This is a genomic window from Bacteroides sp. 43_46, from assembly GCF_001915455.1.
GTDB lineage: Bacteria > Bacteroidota > Bacteroidia > Bacteroidales > Bacteroidaceae > Bacteroides > Bacteroides caccae.
Genome location: NZ_MNQN01000143.1, coordinates 98,379 through 116,002 on the forward strand (window position 1 = coordinate 98,379; position 17,624 = coordinate 116,002).

12 protein-coding genes are annotated in these 17,624 nt (G+C 42.0%); 11 read left to right on the forward strand and 1 reads right to left on the reverse strand.

Going from position 1 to position 17,624, the window contains the following annotated elements; genetic code table 11:
* Positions 1-2: 2 nt before the first annotated feature.
* The 9 genes from BHV72_RS19065 (at position 3) to BHV72_RS19105 (ending at position 13,449) form a co-directional block, all read left to right on the forward strand.
* The gene (locus tag BHV72_RS19065; RefSeq protein WP_005677830.1) at positions 3-3,107 is read left to right on the forward strand and encodes an efflux RND transporter permease subunit; all 3,105 of its coding nucleotides are present in this window, start codon (positions 3-5) and stop codon (positions 3,105-3,107) included.
* On the forward strand, positions 3,107-4,480 hold the full coding sequence (locus BHV72_RS19070) for an efflux transporter outer membrane subunit (protein ID WP_005677831.1): 1,374 nt from the start codon (positions 3,107-3,109) through the stop codon (positions 4,478-4,480). Before BHV72_RS19065 ends, BHV72_RS19070 begins: the two co-directional genes overlap by 1 nt.
* 119 nt (positions 4,481-4,599) lie before the next feature.
* Positions 4,600-6,246 carry a diphosphate--fructose-6-phosphate 1-phosphotransferase gene (locus BHV72_RS19075; protein WP_005677832.1) on the forward strand — a complete coding sequence of 549 codons (1,647 nt, stop codon included), beginning with the start codon at positions 4,600-4,602 and terminating at the stop codon, positions 6,244-6,246.
* A 109-nt stretch (positions 6,247-6,355) separates the two neighbouring features.
* Positions 6,356-7,249 (forward strand): glycoside hydrolase family 25 protein, encoded by an 894-nt coding sequence (locus BHV72_RS19080; protein WP_195414334.1) that lies wholly within the window; start codon positions 6,356-6,358, stop codon positions 7,247-7,249.
* Positions 7,250-7,326: 77 nt separating this feature from the next.
* A complete protein-coding gene (lpdA, locus tag BHV72_RS19085; RefSeq protein ID WP_005680623.1) occupies positions 7,327-8,670 on the forward strand; it encodes a dihydrolipoyl dehydrogenase in 1,344 nt (447 codons plus the stop codon).
* 19 nt (positions 8,671-8,689) lie between these two features.
* On the forward strand, positions 8,690-9,412 hold the full coding sequence (locus tag BHV72_RS19090) for a lipoate--protein ligase family protein (RefSeq protein WP_005680625.1): 723 nt from the start codon (positions 8,690-8,692) through the stop codon (positions 9,410-9,412).
* 87 nt (positions 9,413-9,499) lie between these two features.
* A complete protein-coding gene (locus tag BHV72_RS19095) occupies positions 9,500-10,858 on the forward strand; it encodes a dihydrolipoamide acetyltransferase family protein (protein WP_005677836.1) in 1,359 nt (452 codons plus the stop codon).
* Between the two features lie 38 nt (positions 10,859-10,896).
* Complete coding sequence (locus tag BHV72_RS19100; protein WP_195414335.1) at positions 10,897-12,930, forward strand: alpha-ketoacid dehydrogenase subunit alpha/beta; 2,034 nt, start codon at positions 10,897-10,899, stop codon at positions 12,928-12,930.
* A 12-nt stretch (positions 12,931-12,942) separates the two neighbouring features.
* Positions 12,943-13,449, forward strand: a complete 507-nt coding sequence (locus tag BHV72_RS19105; RefSeq protein ID WP_195414336.1) for a flavodoxin — start codon at positions 12,943-12,945, stop codon at positions 13,447-13,449.
* A gap of 104 nt (positions 13,450-13,553) precedes the next feature.
* Here the strand turns inward: BHV72_RS19105 and prmA are convergent, their stop codons facing one another.
* Positions 13,554-14,402: a 50S ribosomal protein L11 methyltransferase gene (gene prmA / locus BHV72_RS19110; RefSeq protein ID WP_005677840.1), complete on the reverse strand. Its 849-nt coding sequence runs from the start codon at positions 14,400-14,402 to the stop codon at positions 13,554-13,556.
* A gap of 225 nt (positions 14,403-14,627) precedes the next feature.
* On the opposite strand from prmA, the gene BHV72_RS19115 reads away from it, so the two are divergent.
* Positions 14,628-15,932: a hypothetical protein gene (locus BHV72_RS19115; RefSeq protein ID WP_005677841.1), complete on the forward strand. Its 1,305-nt coding sequence runs from the start codon at positions 14,628-14,630 to the stop codon at positions 15,930-15,932.
* Positions 15,933-15,966: 34 nt separating this feature from the next.
* Positions 15,967-17,616 (forward strand): OmpP1/FadL family transporter, encoded by a 1,650-nt coding sequence (locus tag BHV72_RS19120; protein WP_022043364.1) that lies wholly within the window; start codon positions 15,967-15,969, stop codon positions 17,614-17,616.
* Positions 17,617-17,624: the final 8 nt, after the last annotated feature.

Consider the following 17,624-nt stretch of genomic DNA (forward strand, 5'->3'; position numbering starts at 1 on the left):
AGATGAAAGTTACTTTTTTTATAGATAGGCCGGTTTTCTCGGCTGTAATTTCTATTGTGATAGTGATTGTCGGAATTATCGGTCTGACAATGCTTCCGGTAGACCAATATCCGCAGATCACGCCTCCGGTAGTGAAAATCAGTGCCTCATATCCGGGTGCCAGCGCACTTACCGTGTCACAAGCGGTAGCTACTCCGATTGAGCAGGAAATCAACGGTACACCGGGGATGCTTTATATGGAATCAAATAGCTCTAACTCTGGAGGTTTCTCGGCAACGGTTACTTTTGATGTATCTGCTGATCCGGATTTGGCGGCAGTTGAGATTCAGAATCGTGTGAAGCTAGCTGAATCCCGTCTTCCGGCAGAAGTGATTCAAAATGGTATTTCAGTAGAAAAACAGGCTCCTAGTCAATTAATGACGCTCTGTCTGACTTCTACTGATCCGAAGTTTGATGAAATCTATTTGAGTAACTTCGCTACAATCAATGTGCTTGATGTGATTCGCCGTATCCCGGGAGTAGGACGCGTTTCTAATATTGGTAGCCGTTATTACGCCATGCAGATATGGGCACAACCCGATAAGTTGGCAAATTTTGGGTTGACCGTACAGGATTTACAAAATGCTTTGAAAGATCAGAACCGTGAATCTGCGGCAGGTGTATTAGGACAGCAACCGGTGGAAGGATTGGATATTACTATTCCTATCACTACTCAGGGACGTCTTTCCACTGTCGGACAGTTCGAGGATATTGTAGTACGTGCCAATGCTAACGGTTCTATTATCCGATTAAAAGATGTGGCACGCGTGTCGTTGGAAGCTTCTTCTTATAATACAGAGAGTGGGATCAATGGAGAGAATGCTGCTGTACTTGGTATCTATATGTTACCGGGTGCTAACGCAATGGAAGTGGCCGAGAGAGTAAAAGAGGCTATGGATGAAATTAGCGAGAACTTTCCGGAAGGATTGAGTTATGAGATTCCATTTGATATGACGACTTATATCTCTGAATCTATTCACGAAGTATATAAGACGTTGTTTGAAGCATTGGTGCTGGTAGTATTGGTGGTATATCTGTCTTTGCAAAGCTGGCGTGCAACGTTGATTCCGATTGTGGCAGTTCCTATCTCGTTGATTGGTACTTTCGGATTCATGTTAATATTCGGTTTCTCGTTAAATATATTGACATTACTCGGATTGATTCTTGCTATTGGTATTGTCGTGGATGATGCGATTGTGGTGGTGGAAGGTGTGGAACATATAATGGAAACGGAACATCTAAGTCCTTATGAAGCTACCAAGAAAGCAATGAACGGACTTGCCAGCGCTTTGATTGCTACCTCATTGGTGTTGGCTGCAGTATTCGTTCCGGTTAGTTTCCTGAGTGGAATTACGGGACAGTTGTATCGTCAGTTTACGGTGACTATCGTGGTGTCCGTACTTATTTCTACAGTGGTTGCTTTGACACTGAGTCCCGTGATGTGTTCGTTAATATTGAAGCCGGATAGCGGAAAGAAAAAAAATATTATTTTTCGGAAGATCAATGAATGGCTAGGTGTTGGTAGTAATAAGTATGTAGCTGCCGTAACCCGTACAATAAAGCATCCTCGTCGGGTATTAAGTGCTTTTGGAATGGTTCTGATCGCTATCCTATTAATTCACCGTATTATTCCGACCAGTTTCTTGCCGGTGGAAGATCAGGGATATTTTAAAATTGAACTTGAGTTGCCGGAAGGCGCTACATTGGAGCGTACCCGTATTGTGACGGAACGTGCCATAGCTTATTTGGAAAAGAATCCTTATATAGAATATATTCAGAATGTGACGGGTAGCAGTCCGCGTGTCGGTAGTAATCAGGCTCGTTCTGAACTGACTGTGATTCTGAAACCATGGGAAGAACGGAAGAATACCAGCATCGAAAAAATTATGGATACGGTAGAGAAACACCTCAAAGAATATCCGGAATGTAAGGTCTACTTGTCTACTCCACCGGTAATACCGGGATTGGGTAGTTCCGGAGGTTTTGAGATGCAGTTGGAAGCTCGTGGAGAAGCGACTTTTGATAATTTGGTAGATGCCACCGATACCTTGATGTACTATGCTTCCAAACATAAAGAACTGACAGGATTGTCTTCTTCTTTACAGTCAGAAATTCCGCAACTCTATTTTGATGTGGACCGGGATAAGGTGAAAATGTTGGGTGTACCTTTGGCAGATGTGTTCTCTACCATGAAAGCTTATACGGGGTCTGTGTATGTGAATGACTTTAATATGTTCAACCGTATATATAAGGTATATATCCAAGCGGAAGCTCCTTACCGTGAACATAAAGATAATATTAATCTATTCTTTGTAAAAGCGTCTAATGGTGCAATGGTACCGCTGACTTCTTTAGGCAATGCATCATATACCACAGGTCCGGGAAGTATCAAGCGTTTTAATATGTTTACTACTGCGGTGATTCGTGGAGCTGCTGCACCAGGATATAGTTCCGGACAAGCAATGGAGATCATGGAACAGATTGCCCGCGATCACCTACCTGATAATATCGGATTGGAATGGAGCGGACTTTCTTATCAGGAAAAGCAAGCTGGAGGTCAGACAGGTATGGTTATGGCACTGGTATTCTTGTTTGTATTCCTTTTTCTTGCTGCGCAATATGAAAGTTGGACAGTACCTATTGCTGTATTGCTTTCTTTGCCGGTAGCTGCATTGGGTGCCTATTTGGGTGTCTGGGTATGTGGATTGGAAAATGATGTTTATTTCCAAATAGGCTTAGTAATGCTGGTGGGATTGGCGGCTAAGAACGCTATTTTGATTGTAGAATTTGCCAAAGTGCAGGTGGATAAGGGAGAAGATTTGATTCAATCTGCTATTTATGCGGCAAGATTACGTTTTCGTCCGATTCTGATGACTTCGCTTGCATTTGTGCTTGGTATGCTTCCAATGGTATTGGCAAGCGGTCCTGGTTCGGCAAGCCGCCAGGCGATTGGTACGGGAGTATTCTTCGGAATGATATTTGCTATTGTATTTGGCATCATTCTCGTGCCTTTCTTCTTTGTAATGGTGTATAAAACAAAGTCGAAAATTTTAAAACATAAGAAATAATGAAACGAAAGAAACTATATATGGCTATCTTATTATTTGCAGGAATATTAACTTCCTGCAAGGTAGGGAAAAGCTACGTTCGTCCTGACCTTCATTTACCTGATAGTTTGGCTCAACATCAGGATTCTGTCAGTTTCGGAGATCAGGACTGGAAAGATATTTATGCTGATTCCACTCTCCGCAGCCTTATTGACCGTGCCTTGGAGCATAATAAGGATATGTTGATAGCGGCTGCCCGTGTGAAGGAAATGGCTGCACAAAAACGAATCTCTACTGCAGCTTTGCTTCCGGATATAAAAGGAAAAGTAACAGCTGAACGTGAATTGGAAAATCATGGTGGGGATGCGTTTAAGAAAGCAGACACTTTTGAAGCCCAATTTCTTGTTTCATGGGAACTCGACCTTTGGGGAAATCTGCGTTGGGCACGTTCGGCCAGTATTGCTGAATATCTGCAATCTATAGAGGCGCAACGTGCACTCCGGATGACGATTGTTGCCGAAGTAGCACAAGCTTACTATGAATTGGTAGCATTGGATACAGAGTTAGACATAGTTAAGCAAACATTGAAAGCTCGTGAAGAAGGTGTTCGTTTGGCACGTATCCGTTTTGCCGGAGGATTGACTTCCGAAACTTCCTATCGTCAGGCACAAGTGGAGTTGGCACGTACGGCTACTTTAGTTCCGGATTTAGAACGTAAGATTTCTCTTAAGGAAAACGATATTGCTTTTCTTGCAGGTGAATATCCTAACCGTATTGCCCGTTCCCGTTTGCTTCAGGAATTCAATTTTCCGGAAACACTTCCGGTTGGCTTGCCTTCCACTTTGTTGGAACGTCGTCCTGATATCCGTCAGGCAGAACAGAAATTGATCGCTGCTAATGCGAAAGTAGGAGTAGCCTATACGAATATGTTTCCGCGTCTTGCTCTGACCGGTGGTTTTGGTACGGAGAGTACTTCATTGTCAGAATTGTTGAAATCTCCGTATGCAGTAATGGAAGGGGCTTTGTTGACTCCTATCTTTGGTTGGGGAAAGAACCGTGCGGCATTGAAAGCGAAAAAAGCGGCTTTTGAAGGTGAGGTGCATAACTATGAGAAATCCGTGCTGACAGCTTTTAAAGAGACACGTAACGCAATTGTGAATTTTAACAAGATAAAAGAGGTGTACGAACTTCGTGCTAATTTGGAACGTTCGGCTAAGAGCTATATGGATCTGGCACAGCTCCAATATATTAATGGGGTTATTAACTATCTGGACGTATTGGATGCCCAACGTGGATACTTTGATGCACAAATTGGCTTAAGTAATGCTATTCGTGATGAGTTGATAGCCGTCGTACAGCTTTATAAAGCGCTTGGTGGAGGTTGGAAACAATAAGGAATCGTAAATAAAATTGTGCTTCCTCTTTTATAATTCACGGAAAAATGCGAAATTTGCAACGCTTTTCAAGTTTAAGAAGAAACTTACTAACACCTTTAAATAAAAAATTAAAGAAAATGACTAAAAGTGCATTGCAAATCGCAAGGGCTGCTTACCAGCCCAAACTTCCGAAAGCATTGGCATCAGGAGCCGTTAAAGCTGTAGCAGGTGCTGCTACTCAGTCTGTAGCCGATCAGGAAGCTATCAAAGCATTGTTCCCTAACACGTACGGAATGCCGTTGATTACATTCGAAGCTGGTGAAGCTGTAACTCTTCCTGCTATGAACGTGGGTGTCATCCTTTCTGGTGGACAAGCTCCCGGTGGGCACAATGTAATCTCCGGTTTATTTGACGGTATCAAGAAATTGAACCCGGATAATAAATTGTATGGTTTCATTTTAGGTCCTGGTGGTCTGGTAGACCACAACTATATGGAATTGACTGCTGACATTATCGATGAATACCGCAATACAGGTGGTTTTGATATCATCGGTTCAGGTCGTACGAAATTGGAAGCTGAAAGCCAATTTGAAAAAGGATTTGAAATTATCAAAGAACTGGGCATTAAAGCATTGGTTATCATTGGTGGTGATGATTCTAATACAAATGCTTGTGTGTTGGCTGAATACTATGCTGCTAAGAAATACGGTGTACAGGTAATTGGTTGCCCGAAAACTATCGATGGAGACTTGAAGAACGATATGATTGAAACTTCTTTCGGTTTTGATACTGCTTGTAAGACTTATGCGGAAGTAATCGGTAACATTCAACGTGACTGTAACTCTGCCCGCAAATATTGGCATTTCATCAAATTGATGGGGCGTTCGGCTTCTCACATCGCGCTGGAATGTGCTTTGCAGGTACAACCTAACGTATGTATCGTTTCTGAAGAAGTAGAAGCAAAAGATATGTCTTTGGACGATGTAGTGACTTATATCGCTAAAGTGGTAGCAGATCGTGCTGCACAGGGACATAATTTCGGTACAGTATTGATTCCGGAAGGATTGGTCGAATTCATCCCGGCTATGAAACGTCTGATTGCTGAATTGAACGACTTCCTGGCTGCTAACGCAGAAGAGTTTGCTCAAATTAAGAAATCTCACCAACGTGATTATATCATTCGTAAACTTTCTCCGGAAAACTCTGCTATCTATGCAAGTCTGCCGGAAGGTGTTGCACGTCAGTTGACTTTGGATCGTGACCCGCACGGAAACGTTCAGGTATCATTGATTGAAACTGAAAAACTGTTGTCCGAAATGGTAGCTACTAAATTGGCTGCATGGAAAGAAGAAGGTAAGTATGTTGGTAAGTTTGCTGCTCAGCACCACTTCTTCGGTTACGAAGGCCGTTGCGCTGCTCCATCAAACTTCGACGCTGACTACTGCTACTCTTTGGGTTACACAGCTTCTATGTTGATTGCTAACGGTAAGACCGGTTATATGTCTTCTGTACGTAATACAACTGCTCCTGCTGCCGAATGGATTGCTGGTGGTGTACCTATCACAATGATGATGAATATGGAACGTCGTCACGGTGAAATGAAACCGGTTATTCAGAAAGCATTGGTGAAACTGGATGGTGCTCCTTTCAAGGCATTCGCTGCACAACGTGATCGTTGGGCTATCGAAACGGATTATGTATATCCGGGACCAATCCAGTACTTTGGTCCTACTGAAGTTTGCGATCAGGCAACTAAGACTTTACAGCTGGAACAAGGTAAGTAAACGATAAACATGAAGCGGTGAACAGTAAATGCCATGCAGAATGTATGGTTGCTGTTCGCCGCTTTTTTTTCATTTGTCACCAATCACTAATTTTTAATCACTAAGACACTTGCCGTCACGTAATAATCCGATAGCTGCCGTTCAAAAGAAGAATGCTGCTTCCACCACTAGAAAAAAAAGAACTGTTTCTTCTTCCAAATCTCCCCATGCTTCGAAAAAAGTACAGGGGAAGTACGGACGTGCTATGCCTATCTGGTTGCGTAATATTCTGACAGTGATGATTGTCGGTTGTTTTTCTGCTGTCTTCTACTATTTTTTCATTCGTCCTTATGCCTATCGTTGGAAACCTTGTAACGGTTTAAAGGAGTATGGAGTTTGTATTCCTTCCGGATATGATATTCATGGTATTGATATATCTCATTATCAAGGAAAAATTGACTGGGAGAGACTTCAGCGGAACCAGCAAGCGGCTACTCCTTTACACTTTGTCTTTATGAAAGCGACAGAAGGGGGGGACCATAACGATACTACATTTGAGGTGAATTTTGCCAATGCTCGTAATCATGGCTTTATTCGTGGGGCTTATCATTTCTATATCCCTGGTACGGATGCTTTGAAACAAGCTGACTTTTTTATTCGTACGGTAAAACTGGATACCGGTGACTTACCTCCCGTGCTTGATGTGGAAGTGACCGGAAGAAAGGAAAAACAAGAACTGCAACAAGGTTTGAAGCGCTGGTTGGACCGCGTAGAATCACATTATGGGGTGAAGCCCATTCTTTATACTTCTTATAAATTTAAAACCCGTTATCTGGATGATTCCATTTTCAATGCTTACCCTTATTGGATTGCACATTATTATGTGGATTCGGTGAAATATCAGGGTAAATGGAATTTCTGGCAACACACTGATGTCGGGAATGTACCCGGCATTAAGGAAGATGTAGACCTGAATGTATTTAACGGTACATTGGAGGACCTCAAAAAACTGACAATTAAATAGCGGGCATTATTTTTCTGAACAACTAATTTCTTCTTTCATTTGTTATAATCGTATTATTATTAAAAAGATATACGATTATGAATTTTGATATAGCTATTATTGGGGGTGGCCCTGCCGGATATACGGCCGCCGAACGGGCAGGGGCGAACGGACTGAAAGCCGTTCTTTTCGAGAAAAAAGCAATAGGTGGGGTGTGCTTGAATGAAGGGTGTATTCCTACTAAAACTCTGTTATATTCTGCTAAAATTCTGGATAGCATTAAGAATGCTTCCAAGTATGGCGTGTTTGCCGAATCCCCTTCCTTTGATTTATCTAAAATTATGAGCCGCAAAGATAAAACGGTGAAAATGCTGACGGGTGGTGTGAAAATGACTGTCAATTCTTACGGGGTTACGATTGTGGAGAAAGAAGCTTTTGTAGAAGGGGAAGAAAATGGGTTGATTCGCATTGTTTGTGACGGAGAGGCGTATTTTGTAAAGTATCTGCTGGTATGTACCGGCTCCGATACAGTGATTCCTCCGATACCGGGATTGGCGGAAGTTGATTACTGGACCTCCAAAGAGGCATTGGAGATAAAAGAACTACCTAAAACGTTAGTAATTATCGGTGGGGGAGTAATTGGAATGGAATTTGCTTCTTTCTTTAACAGTATGGGAGTGAAGGTACATATCGTGGAAATGATGCCTGAAATATTGGGAGTCATGGATAAGGAAACCAGTGGTATGCTTCGTACGGAATATACAAAGCGGGGAGTTTCTTTCTATCTGGATACTAAAGTAGTGGAAGTGAAACCTGATAGGGTCGTGATTGAAAAGGGAGGCAAGGCTTCTGCGATTGAAACGGATAAAATACTGCTTAGTGTAGGACGTAAGGCAAATTTGTCCAACGTAGGATTAGAACAATTGAATATAGAGCTACATCGGAATGGAGTGAAAGTAGATGAACATTTACTGACTACTCATCCTAGGGTATATGCTTGCGGAGATATTACAGGATATTCTTTATTAGCACATACCGCCATTCGTGAAGCAGAAGTTGCTATCAATCATATATTGGGAGTAGAAGATCGGATGAACTACGACTGTGTGCCGGGAATTGTTTATACGAATCCCGAAATGGCAGGAGTAGGTAAGACTGAGGAAGAACTGATAAAACTCGGACTCCCTTATCGTGTTACGAAACTACCAATGGCTTATTCCGGACGATTCGTTGCGGAGAATGAGCAAGGGAACGGTCTCTGTAAATTGATTCAAGATGAAGAGGGCAAAATCATCGGCTGCCACATGCTGGGAAATCCGGCGTCGGAGTTGATTGTCATAGCAGGCATTGCTATTCAGAGAGGATATACGCTGGAAGAATTTCAGAAGACCGTATTTCCGCATCCGACGGTTGGAGAGATTTATCACGAAGTAATGTTTTAATCCCTTATCTTCGAGACCTATGATTCGATGTATATACAGTCCTTATACTGATATTTATTTCCATTTAGCGGCAGAAGAGTATTTGCTGAAGCAGGGAACGGAGGATGTTTTTATGCTTTGGCAGAGCGTTCCTTCTGTTGTGATAGGGAAACATCAGCGTCTTCGGTCGGAAGTTGACAAGGAATGGGCGAAACAGCACCGGATAGCTATTGCCCGTCGCTTCTCGGGAGGAGGGGCAGTATATCACGATTTGGGTAATGTCAATTTTACTTTTATAGAAACAGTTTCGCGTTTGCCTGAATTTGTTCATTATCTTCAGCGAACGTTAGACTTTCTGTCATTCATCGGTATAGAAGCTAAAGGAGATGAACGGCTGGGTATCTATCTGAATGGATTGAAAATATCGGGGAGTGCACAGTGTGTACATAAAGACAGAGTATTATATCATTGCACACTGCTTTATGATACAGACCTCACGATATTAAATAAGGTATTGAATCCGGATGTGATAGCTCATGACGGCACTTTGTCTTCCGTATATGCCGTTCCTTCCATTCGGAGTGAGGTTACTAATATCGGTAGATATTTGCCGGCGGGGAGTGTGGATGATTTCAAGGAAAATGCTTTTCAATATTTCAGTGAATCGCAATCCGTCAGTTCTTTCAGTGTAGAGGAGAAGGAAGCTGTCAACCGGCTTCGTTCGGAGAAGTACATTCGTGAAGAATGGATATGTAACCGTTGATGTCCGGTTAAAAATACTTTAACTTAAAACTTTCTATTTCAACGTATTGTTGTAATGTGTCAAGGTTGAATAATAAATTTACTGTCTATGTCAAGATTCGAAATAAAAATGCCTAAGTTGGGCGAGAGTATAACCGAAGGAACAATTGTTTCTTGGTCTGTAAAGGTAGGTGAGTCGGTTCAGGAAGACGATGTGCTTTTTGAAGTAAACACTGCCAAAGTGAGTGCGGAAATACCTTCTCCGGTAGCGGGGAAAGTAATGGAGATTTTGTGTAAAGAGGGAGATACGGTAGCGGTGGGCACTGTCGTTGCTGTTATTAATTTGGACGGTGACAGTGCTAGTGAACAGGAAACTTCCAATGAATCGAACTCCTCTCAGGAAACTACTAAAGAGAAATCCCATAATGAAGTGCCGAAACCGGGTGTTGCTGTCGAAGAACGTTGGTACTCTCCAGTGGTGATTCAATTGGCACGGGACGCTAAGATTCCGAAGGAAGAACTGGATACCCTGCAAGGGACTGGCTATGAAGGACGATTGAGCAAAAAAGATATAAAAGATTATATTGACAGGAAAAAGAGAGGGCTTGTTAGCGAGCCGAAACCGGCAACAATAGGCATAACTTCGACTGCAAATGCACCGTCGGCTATTATGCCTGCTGCTTCAGCGAGTCCAAAGTCATCTCCGGTACCTGCTGTACAATCTGTGGCTTCCACTGCTACACCTCAATCATCTGCCCCTATCAATACGTCCGGAGTAGAGATGAAAGAAATGGACCGTGTCCGTCGGATTATTGCCGACCACATGGTTATGTCAAAGAAAGTATCTCCACATGTTACGAATGTGCTGGAAGTGGATGTAACCAAGCTAGTCCGTTGGCGTGAAAAGAATAAGGATGTCTTCTTCCGTCACGAAGGAGTGAAGCTGACCTATATGCCTATGATTACGGAAGCGGTAGCGAAAGCGCTGGTAACTTATCCGCAGCTGAATGTATCGGTAGACGGATATAATATTCTTTTCAAGAAACACATCAATGTCGGTATCGCTGTTTCCTTGAATGACGGAAATCTGATTGTTCCGGTGGTGCATGATGCCGACCATTTGAATCTAAACGGATTGGCAGTCGCCATTGATTCATTGGCATTAAAAGCAAGAGATAACAAATTGATGCCGGAAGACATTGATGGCGGAACATTTACTATTACTAATTTCGGTACATTCAAGAGCTTATTCGGTACGCCGATTATAAATCAGCCTCAAGTAGCTATTCTGGGAGTGGGATACATTGAAAAGAAACCTGCTGTTGTGGAGACACCGGAAGGTGATACGATTGCTATTCGTCATAAGATGTATCTTTCCTTGTCTTACGATCATCGGGTGGTAGACGGTATGCTGGGTGGTAACTTCCTGCATTTCATAGCCGATTATCTGGAGAACTGGAAAGGTTGATTCAACTGATTGTTTCATTAATAAAGAGTTCATTAACTATGAAAAAGTATGATATAAAAAATACAGATATTGAAACCTTGAAGAAGTGGTATCATCTGATGACATTGGGACGTGCTCTGGATGAGAAAGCCCCTTCCTATTTGCTGCAATCGTTAGGTTGGTCTTACCATGCTCCTTATGCAGGACATGACGGAATCCAACTGGCTATTGGGCAGGTTTTTACTCTCGGCGAAGACTTTCTGTTCCCTTATTACCGGGATATGCTGACTGTGCTTTCTGCCGGAATGACTGCAGAAGAAATTATCCTGAATGGTATATCGAAAGCGACTGATCCCGGTAGTGGCGGGCGGCACATGTCTAATCACTTCGCAAAACCGAAATGGCACATCGAAAATATCTCGTCTGCTACGGGGACACATGACCTCCATGCGGCAGGTGTAGCCAGAGCTATGGTGTATTATGGTCATAAAGGAGTTGCCATAACTTCTCATGGAGAATCGGCTACTTCCGAAGGCTTTGTGTATGAAGCCATCAATGGCGCTAGTCTCGAGCGTCTTCCTGTGATTTTCGTAATACAGGATAATGGTTACGGTATCTCCGTCCCGAAATCCGAACAGACGGCCAATCGGAAAGTGGCAGAGAACTTCTCAGGTTTCAAGAACCTGAAAATTATCTATTGTAATGGAAAAGATGTATTTGACTCGATGAACGCTATGACCGAAGCTCGGGAATATGCCATAACCACTCGTAACCCGGTAATTGTACAAGCCAATTGCGTCCGTATCGGTTCCCACTCTAATTCGGATAAACATACCTTGTACAGGGATGAAAACGAACTGGAATATGTAAAAGAAGCTGACCCGTTGATGAAATTCCGCCGGATGTTGCTTCGCTATAAACGTTTGACGGAAGAAGAATTGCTGCAAATAGAGACTGATGCAAAGAAAGAATTATCAGCCGCTAATCGAAAGGCCTTGTCTGCTCCCGATCCTGATCCCAAGAGTATCTATGACTTTGTGATACCCGAACCTTATCAGCCTCAAAAGTATAAAGAAGGTATCCATCAGGCAGAAGGAGAGAAAACTTTTATGGTGAACGCCATTAACGAAACGTTGAAAGCCGAATTCCGTCATAACCCCGATACGTTTATCTGGGGACAGGATGTAGCAAACAAGGAAAAAGGCGGTGTGTTTAATGTGACTAAAGGTATGCAGCAGGAGTTTGGTGATGCACGTGTATTCAGCGCACCGATTGCGGAAGATTATATTGTGGGTACAGCTAACGGAATGAGCCGCTTTGACCCTAAAATCCATGTCGTGATAGAAGGGGCGGAATTTGCTGACTATTTCTGGCCTGCCGTAGAACAATATGTAGAATGTACACATGAGTATTGGCGTAGCAATGGAAAGTTTGCTCCGAACATAACTTTACGGCTAGCTTCCGGTGGTTATATTGGTGGGGGATTATACCATTCCCAAAATATAGAGGGAGCTTTGACAACTTTGCCCGGAGCACGAATTGTCTGTCCTTCCTTTGCTGATGATGCCGCCGGATTATTGCGGACCAGTATGCGTTCCAAGGGCTTTACATTGTTTCTCGAACCGAAAGCTTTGTATAACTCGGTGGAGGCAGCAGCCGTTGTACCGGAAGATTTTGAAGTTCCTTTCGGAAAGGCACGTATCCGTCGTGAAGGAACAGATTTGAGTATTATCACCTATGGCAACACTACCCATTTCTGTTTACACGCTGCCGAACGGCTGGAGAAAGAAGGTGGCTGGAAAGTAGAAGTCATTGATATTCGTTCTTTGATTCCGTTGGATAAAGAAACGATATTTGAATCAGTAAAGAAAACCAGTAAAGCATTGGTTGTTCACGAAGATAAAGTATTCTCCGGTTTCGGTGCGGAACTGGCGGCTATGATTGGAGGGGAGATGTTCCGCTATTTGGACGGTCCGGTAGAACGTGTCGGTTCTACATTTACTCCTGTCGGCTTTAATCCGATTCTGGAAAAAGAAATATTGCCGGATGAGGCTAAGATATACGAAGCTGCCAAGAATTTGTTGGAATATTAAATTGTACAGATTATGAAAAAGATAGGTTTATTTTATGCTACTAAGGCTGAAAGAACAAGCTGGGTAGCGGAGAAGATTCAGAAAGAGTTTGGAGAAGATAAGATAGAAGTAGTAGCGATTGAACAGGCATGGCAGAATGATTTTACAGCTTACGATTGTTTTATTGTTGGAGCTTCCACGTGGTTTGACGGTGAGCTGCCTACTTATTGGGATGAACTGTTACCGGAGCTTCGAACAATGGAACTGAAAGGAAAAAAGGTTGCTATTTTCGGTCTCGGAGATCAGATACGCTATCCTGAAAACTTTGCCGATGGTATTGGCTTGTTGGCGGAAGTTTTTGAAGGAGACGGGGCTACATTAGTCGGCTTCACTTCTTCTGAAGGTTATACTTTCGAACGTTCCAGAGCCTTACGAGGTAATCAGTGGTGCGGATTGGTGATTGATTTGGATAATCAGTCTGAACAGGCAAAGAAGAAAATCAAGGAATGGTGTGAGCAAGTAAAGAAGGAGTTCGCATAAATTTCTTTATATGTGACATCCCTATGTCCGACATTCCCATTTTGTTATATGTGATGTCCGGACATGGGGATATTGTTTTTATCTGAAAAATCAGTTGGAGGGGATTAGCCTTGATAAATAAACTTTACCTCTGCCCAACGGTTCTTCTCTTTGTAATGTACAAAAGCCAGTCCGTTTTTTTCCGCTTCTTCACGGATAACAGCAATATCATCTACATAGAATCCACTCATATAAAGCTCTGAACCTGGATGCATGCAGGTAATGTACTGCTTCATGTCATTCAATAATATATTCCGGTTGATATTGGCGATGATAATGTCAAAAGGCCCTTTTCCGGTAAGTGATGAAGCATCTCCTTGTGAAACGTCGATTTCGTCTACATGATTCAGTTCAATGTTCTCGATAGAATTGCGTACACACCATTCATCGATGTCGATGGCTGTACAGGGGTGTGCCCCCCGCATACGTGCCAGGATAGCTAAAATAGAAGTCCCACAACCCATATCGAGCAAGGATTTATCTTTCAGTTCGTTGTCCAGTAATTCTTCGATGATGAGGCTTGTCGTTTCGTGATGTCCCGTACCGAAGGCCATTTGTGGGTTGATGACGATGTCATATTCCGCTTTGGGTACATTCTGGTGAAAAGTACTGTGGATTACACAGCGGTCTCCAATAATAATCGGTTGGAAGAAATTCTTTTCCCATTCCTCGTTCCAGTCCTTGTCTTCTGCTTCGGTAAATGTGTAGGTGATTTCCGTATCGGATAGAGGAAATTCGGCGATTACAGTTTTGATAGCGTTTTCATCACATACCGATTGTTGGATATATGCGGTCAGTCCGCCTTCGCATTCAACAAAACTCTCGAATCCCACTTCGCCTAGCACTGCAGTTAGTACGTCATTAACTGTTTCGGTACAAGGACTTGTATGGAACGTGAACTCAAAATACTTCATAGTTGTTTTATTTTCTGGTAAATAATATGCAAAGATACTACAAACCAAGTATAGAAAATCAAGTTTACTTGAATTTTATGCCAAGGTGCAATGTATCTTCTACTAAGATAGTTAGAAATAGGGATTTCCCTATTATCCTTTGGGGAAAATCTCCTTCGGACGAAAAATCTCTTCCTTATCTTTGTAATGTGAATAAGTTTAAGTAATTACATAAACCGAGATGATATGAAAAAGATTGTTTACTTCTTGCTATTTGCCTTGTGCCTACCGATAGGCTTGCTGGCACAAAGCGTTGATGACGACCTTTACTTCGTACCTTCCAAAGATAAACAGGAGAAGAAAGAAACTCCGGTTAAGAAGGAAACGAAACAACAGGTGACCAACATCTATACTTCACCGGGTACTACCGTAGTTGTTCAGGACCGTAAGGGAAAAACACGGGATGTGGATGAATATAATCGCCGTTACGATGCACGTGATAATGAGTTCGTAATGGACAATGATACCTTATATATAAAAGAAAAATCTAATCCGGATTTGGATGGAGAATGGGTGACCGGCGAATTTGACGGTACACAGGAAGATTATGAGTACGCAGAACGTATCATCCGTTTCCGTAATCCGCGTTTTGCTATTAGCATTAGCAGCCCGTTATATTGGGACGTAGTTTACGGACCGAATTCCTGGGACTGGAACGTATATACCGACGGCATGTATGCTTATGCATTCCCGACGTTCAGTAACCCGCTTTGGTGGGATTGGCGTTATGGTTCTTACGGCTGGGGTTGGAATTATGGCTGGGGCTGGAATCGTCCTTACTACTCTTGGGGATATTACCCGGGTTCCTGGGGCGGCTGGTATGGTGGCTACTGGGGTGGTTGGTATGGTGGTGGCTATTGGGGACATCATCACTATTGGCACGGCGGTCCTAGCTGGGGCTGGGGTGGTGGAAGCCATTGGGCACGCAACACTTATACGGGTCGCCGTTCATATGCTCCTAGTAGATATAGTTCTTCTACTTCTCGTCGTTCAGATTATGGTCGTTCGCAAGTACGTAGGACTACTAGCGTACCTTCTGGAGGTCGTGTCTCAACGGGGCGAGTAGTTGGTTCAAGAAGTGAATCCATACGTTCTGGAGTATCTACTCGTTCAGATGTATCCTCCTCAAGAAGAAGTACATATACCCGTCCAAGTAGTACTCGTAGTAGTGGGACAAGTACTCGCACCTCTACTCGTGCTAGTTCTTATAATAGTTCCCGCGGAAGTAGTGCTCGTAGTTCATCTACATATTCTCCTTCTTCAAGAAGATCCAGTTCGACATATAATAGAGGTAGTTCTGCTTCTCCATCACGTACTTATTCGAGGGAAAGCACTCGTAGTAACTATAATAGTAACCGTTCTTCTTCATCTTCTAGAAGTTATTCTCCAGCCAGCAGTAGCAGTTCTCGTTCAAGTGGCGGTAGTTATTCAGGTGGCGGTAGTTCGTCCCGTTCAGGAGGCGGTTCTTCTAGTAGGAGTAGTAGAAGATAATTAGAAGATAGTATTAATATGATTAATTTAGATTATGAAGAAGATTATAACAGTAATATATACTTTATCTTTTGTGATAGGAGCCGTTAGTGCACAATCTGTATATGATGGTGTCAAAATAGCAGATAAAGATTTGAATGGTACAGCTCGTTTTGTAGGAATGGGTGGTGCGATGGGGGCATTAGGTGGAGATATAACTACAATGGGGACAAATCCTGCTGGTATTGGTATCTATCGGAGTAATGATGTAATGACTTCATTTAGTTATTCAGCTTATGGAATGGAGAGTAAATATGAAGGTCAAAAATCAACTATAGATAAGAATAGATGGTCGTTTGATAATATAGGAGTTGTTTTTGCTACTAAAATAGGTAATCAGACTCCATTACGTTATGTAAATTTTGGATTTAATTATAAGCGTTCTAAATCTTTTTATAAAAATATGTCGATGTCGGGGATGATGGGAGTAGTTGAGAATCCTAGTAATCCGGGATCTCCATATTATGTTTCTCAAACTAATTCTATGGCTTTACAGGCAACTGATGCAGAACGATATGTTTGGGATAATTCTAGGCAGCACTTGGATTTTGATAATGCAAATAGGATATTCTCAGATCCTGATGCTGGATGGCTTGGGGCTTTGGGGTATCAAGGAGGTCTGACAGAAAGAGATCGGATTGATAATGAACCAGATTTATATGTTCCTTTTCTGCCGGTAGAGCCTTCTTCTGTTTTTAATTCAAGAGAAAAGGGGGGAATTGATCAGTATGATTTTAATGTATCTTTTAATATAAATGATCGTGTATATTTAGGATTGACCATTGGGGCCTATGATGTGGATTATGATAAATATTCTGGGTATGATGAATCATATAAAAGAGGAGAAGGTTATTCTCTTGAAAGTTATAACAATATCTCAGGTTCTGGGTTTGATGTAAAAATGGGATTAATCCTTCGTCCATTTGAATATTCTCCATTTCGTATAGGTTTTGCAGTGCATACCCCAACTTTCTATAAGTTAACATATTCTACGAGTGCAATAGTAACCAATGATTATAGAGATGCAAAAACTGATGAATTAAAACGTATAATTGTAGATACCTATGATTATGTAGGGGATATGAAGCGGGATTATCGATTGGTAACACCATGGAAATATAACGTTAGTTTAGGATATACTGTCGGAACTTCTTTAGCATTAGGTGCGGAATATGAATATGAAGATTATTCTACAATGAAATTTAAGTATTCAAGTAATGATGGCGGTGGGGATATGGAATTTGAGAATGCTGAAGTAAAGAACTGTTTGAAAGGTGAACATACATTCCGTATTGGAGCTGAGTATAAGGTAATTCCAGAGTTTGCTTTTCGTTTAGGATATAATTATAGTTCTGCTGTATTTAGAGATGAGGCTGTGAAATATATTCCTTCCAATTCTCTTATAACTGATACTGATTTTTCTAATAAGAGATCACAGAGTAATTATACATTAGGAATAGGATATAGAGGAAAAATGTTTTATGCAGATTTAGCTTATCAGTTGTCTACATATAAAGAGAACTTTTATCCATTTTATAATGAATTTGAGTTAACTCAAGGTGAGTGGACTATGGTAACTCCTCCGGCCACTAAAGTAACTAATACACGTAGTCAAGTACTATTAACCGTAGGTATGCGCTTCTAAACTAATTA

What these genes read in the sequence shown, in the direction of transcription:
- BHV72_RS19065 (WP_005677830.1), top strand. Translation starts at nt 3, where the DNA reads ATGAAAGTTACTTTTTTTATAGATAGGCCGGTTTTCTCGGCTGTAATT.
- BHV72_RS19070 (WP_005677831.1), top strand. Translation starts at nt 3,107, where the DNA reads ATGAAACGAAAGAAACTATATATGGCTATCTTATTATTTGCAGGAATA.
- BHV72_RS19075 (WP_005677832.1), top strand. Translation starts at nt 4,600, where the DNA reads ATGACTAAAAGTGCATTGCAAATCGCAAGGGCTGCTTACCAGCCCAAA.
- lpdA (WP_005680623.1), top strand. Translation starts at nt 7,327, where the DNA reads ATGAATTTTGATATAGCTATTATTGGGGGTGGCCCTGCCGGATATACG.
- BHV72_RS19090 (WP_005680625.1), top strand. Translation starts at nt 8,690, where the DNA reads ATGATTCGATGTATATACAGTCCTTATACTGATATTTATTTCCATTTA.
- BHV72_RS19095 (WP_005677836.1), top strand. Translation starts at nt 9,500, where the DNA reads ATGTCAAGATTCGAAATAAAAATGCCTAAGTTGGGCGAGAGTATAACC.
- BHV72_RS19100 (WP_195414335.1), top strand. Translation starts at nt 10,897, where the DNA reads ATGAAAAAGTATGATATAAAAAATACAGATATTGAAACCTTGAAGAAG.
- BHV72_RS19105 (WP_195414336.1), top strand. Translation starts at nt 12,943, where the DNA reads ATGAAAAAGATAGGTTTATTTTATGCTACTAAGGCTGAAAGAACAAGC.
- prmA (WP_005677840.1), bottom strand. Translation starts at nt 14,402, where the DNA reads ATGAAGTATTTTGAGTTCACGTTCCATACAAGTCCTTGTACCGAAACA.
- BHV72_RS19115 (WP_005677841.1), top strand. Translation starts at nt 14,628, where the DNA reads ATGAAAAAGATTGTTTACTTCTTGCTATTTGCCTTGTGCCTACCGATA.
- BHV72_RS19120 (WP_022043364.1), top strand. Translation starts at nt 15,967, where the DNA reads ATGAAGAAGATTATAACAGTAATATATACTTTATCTTTTGTGATAGGA.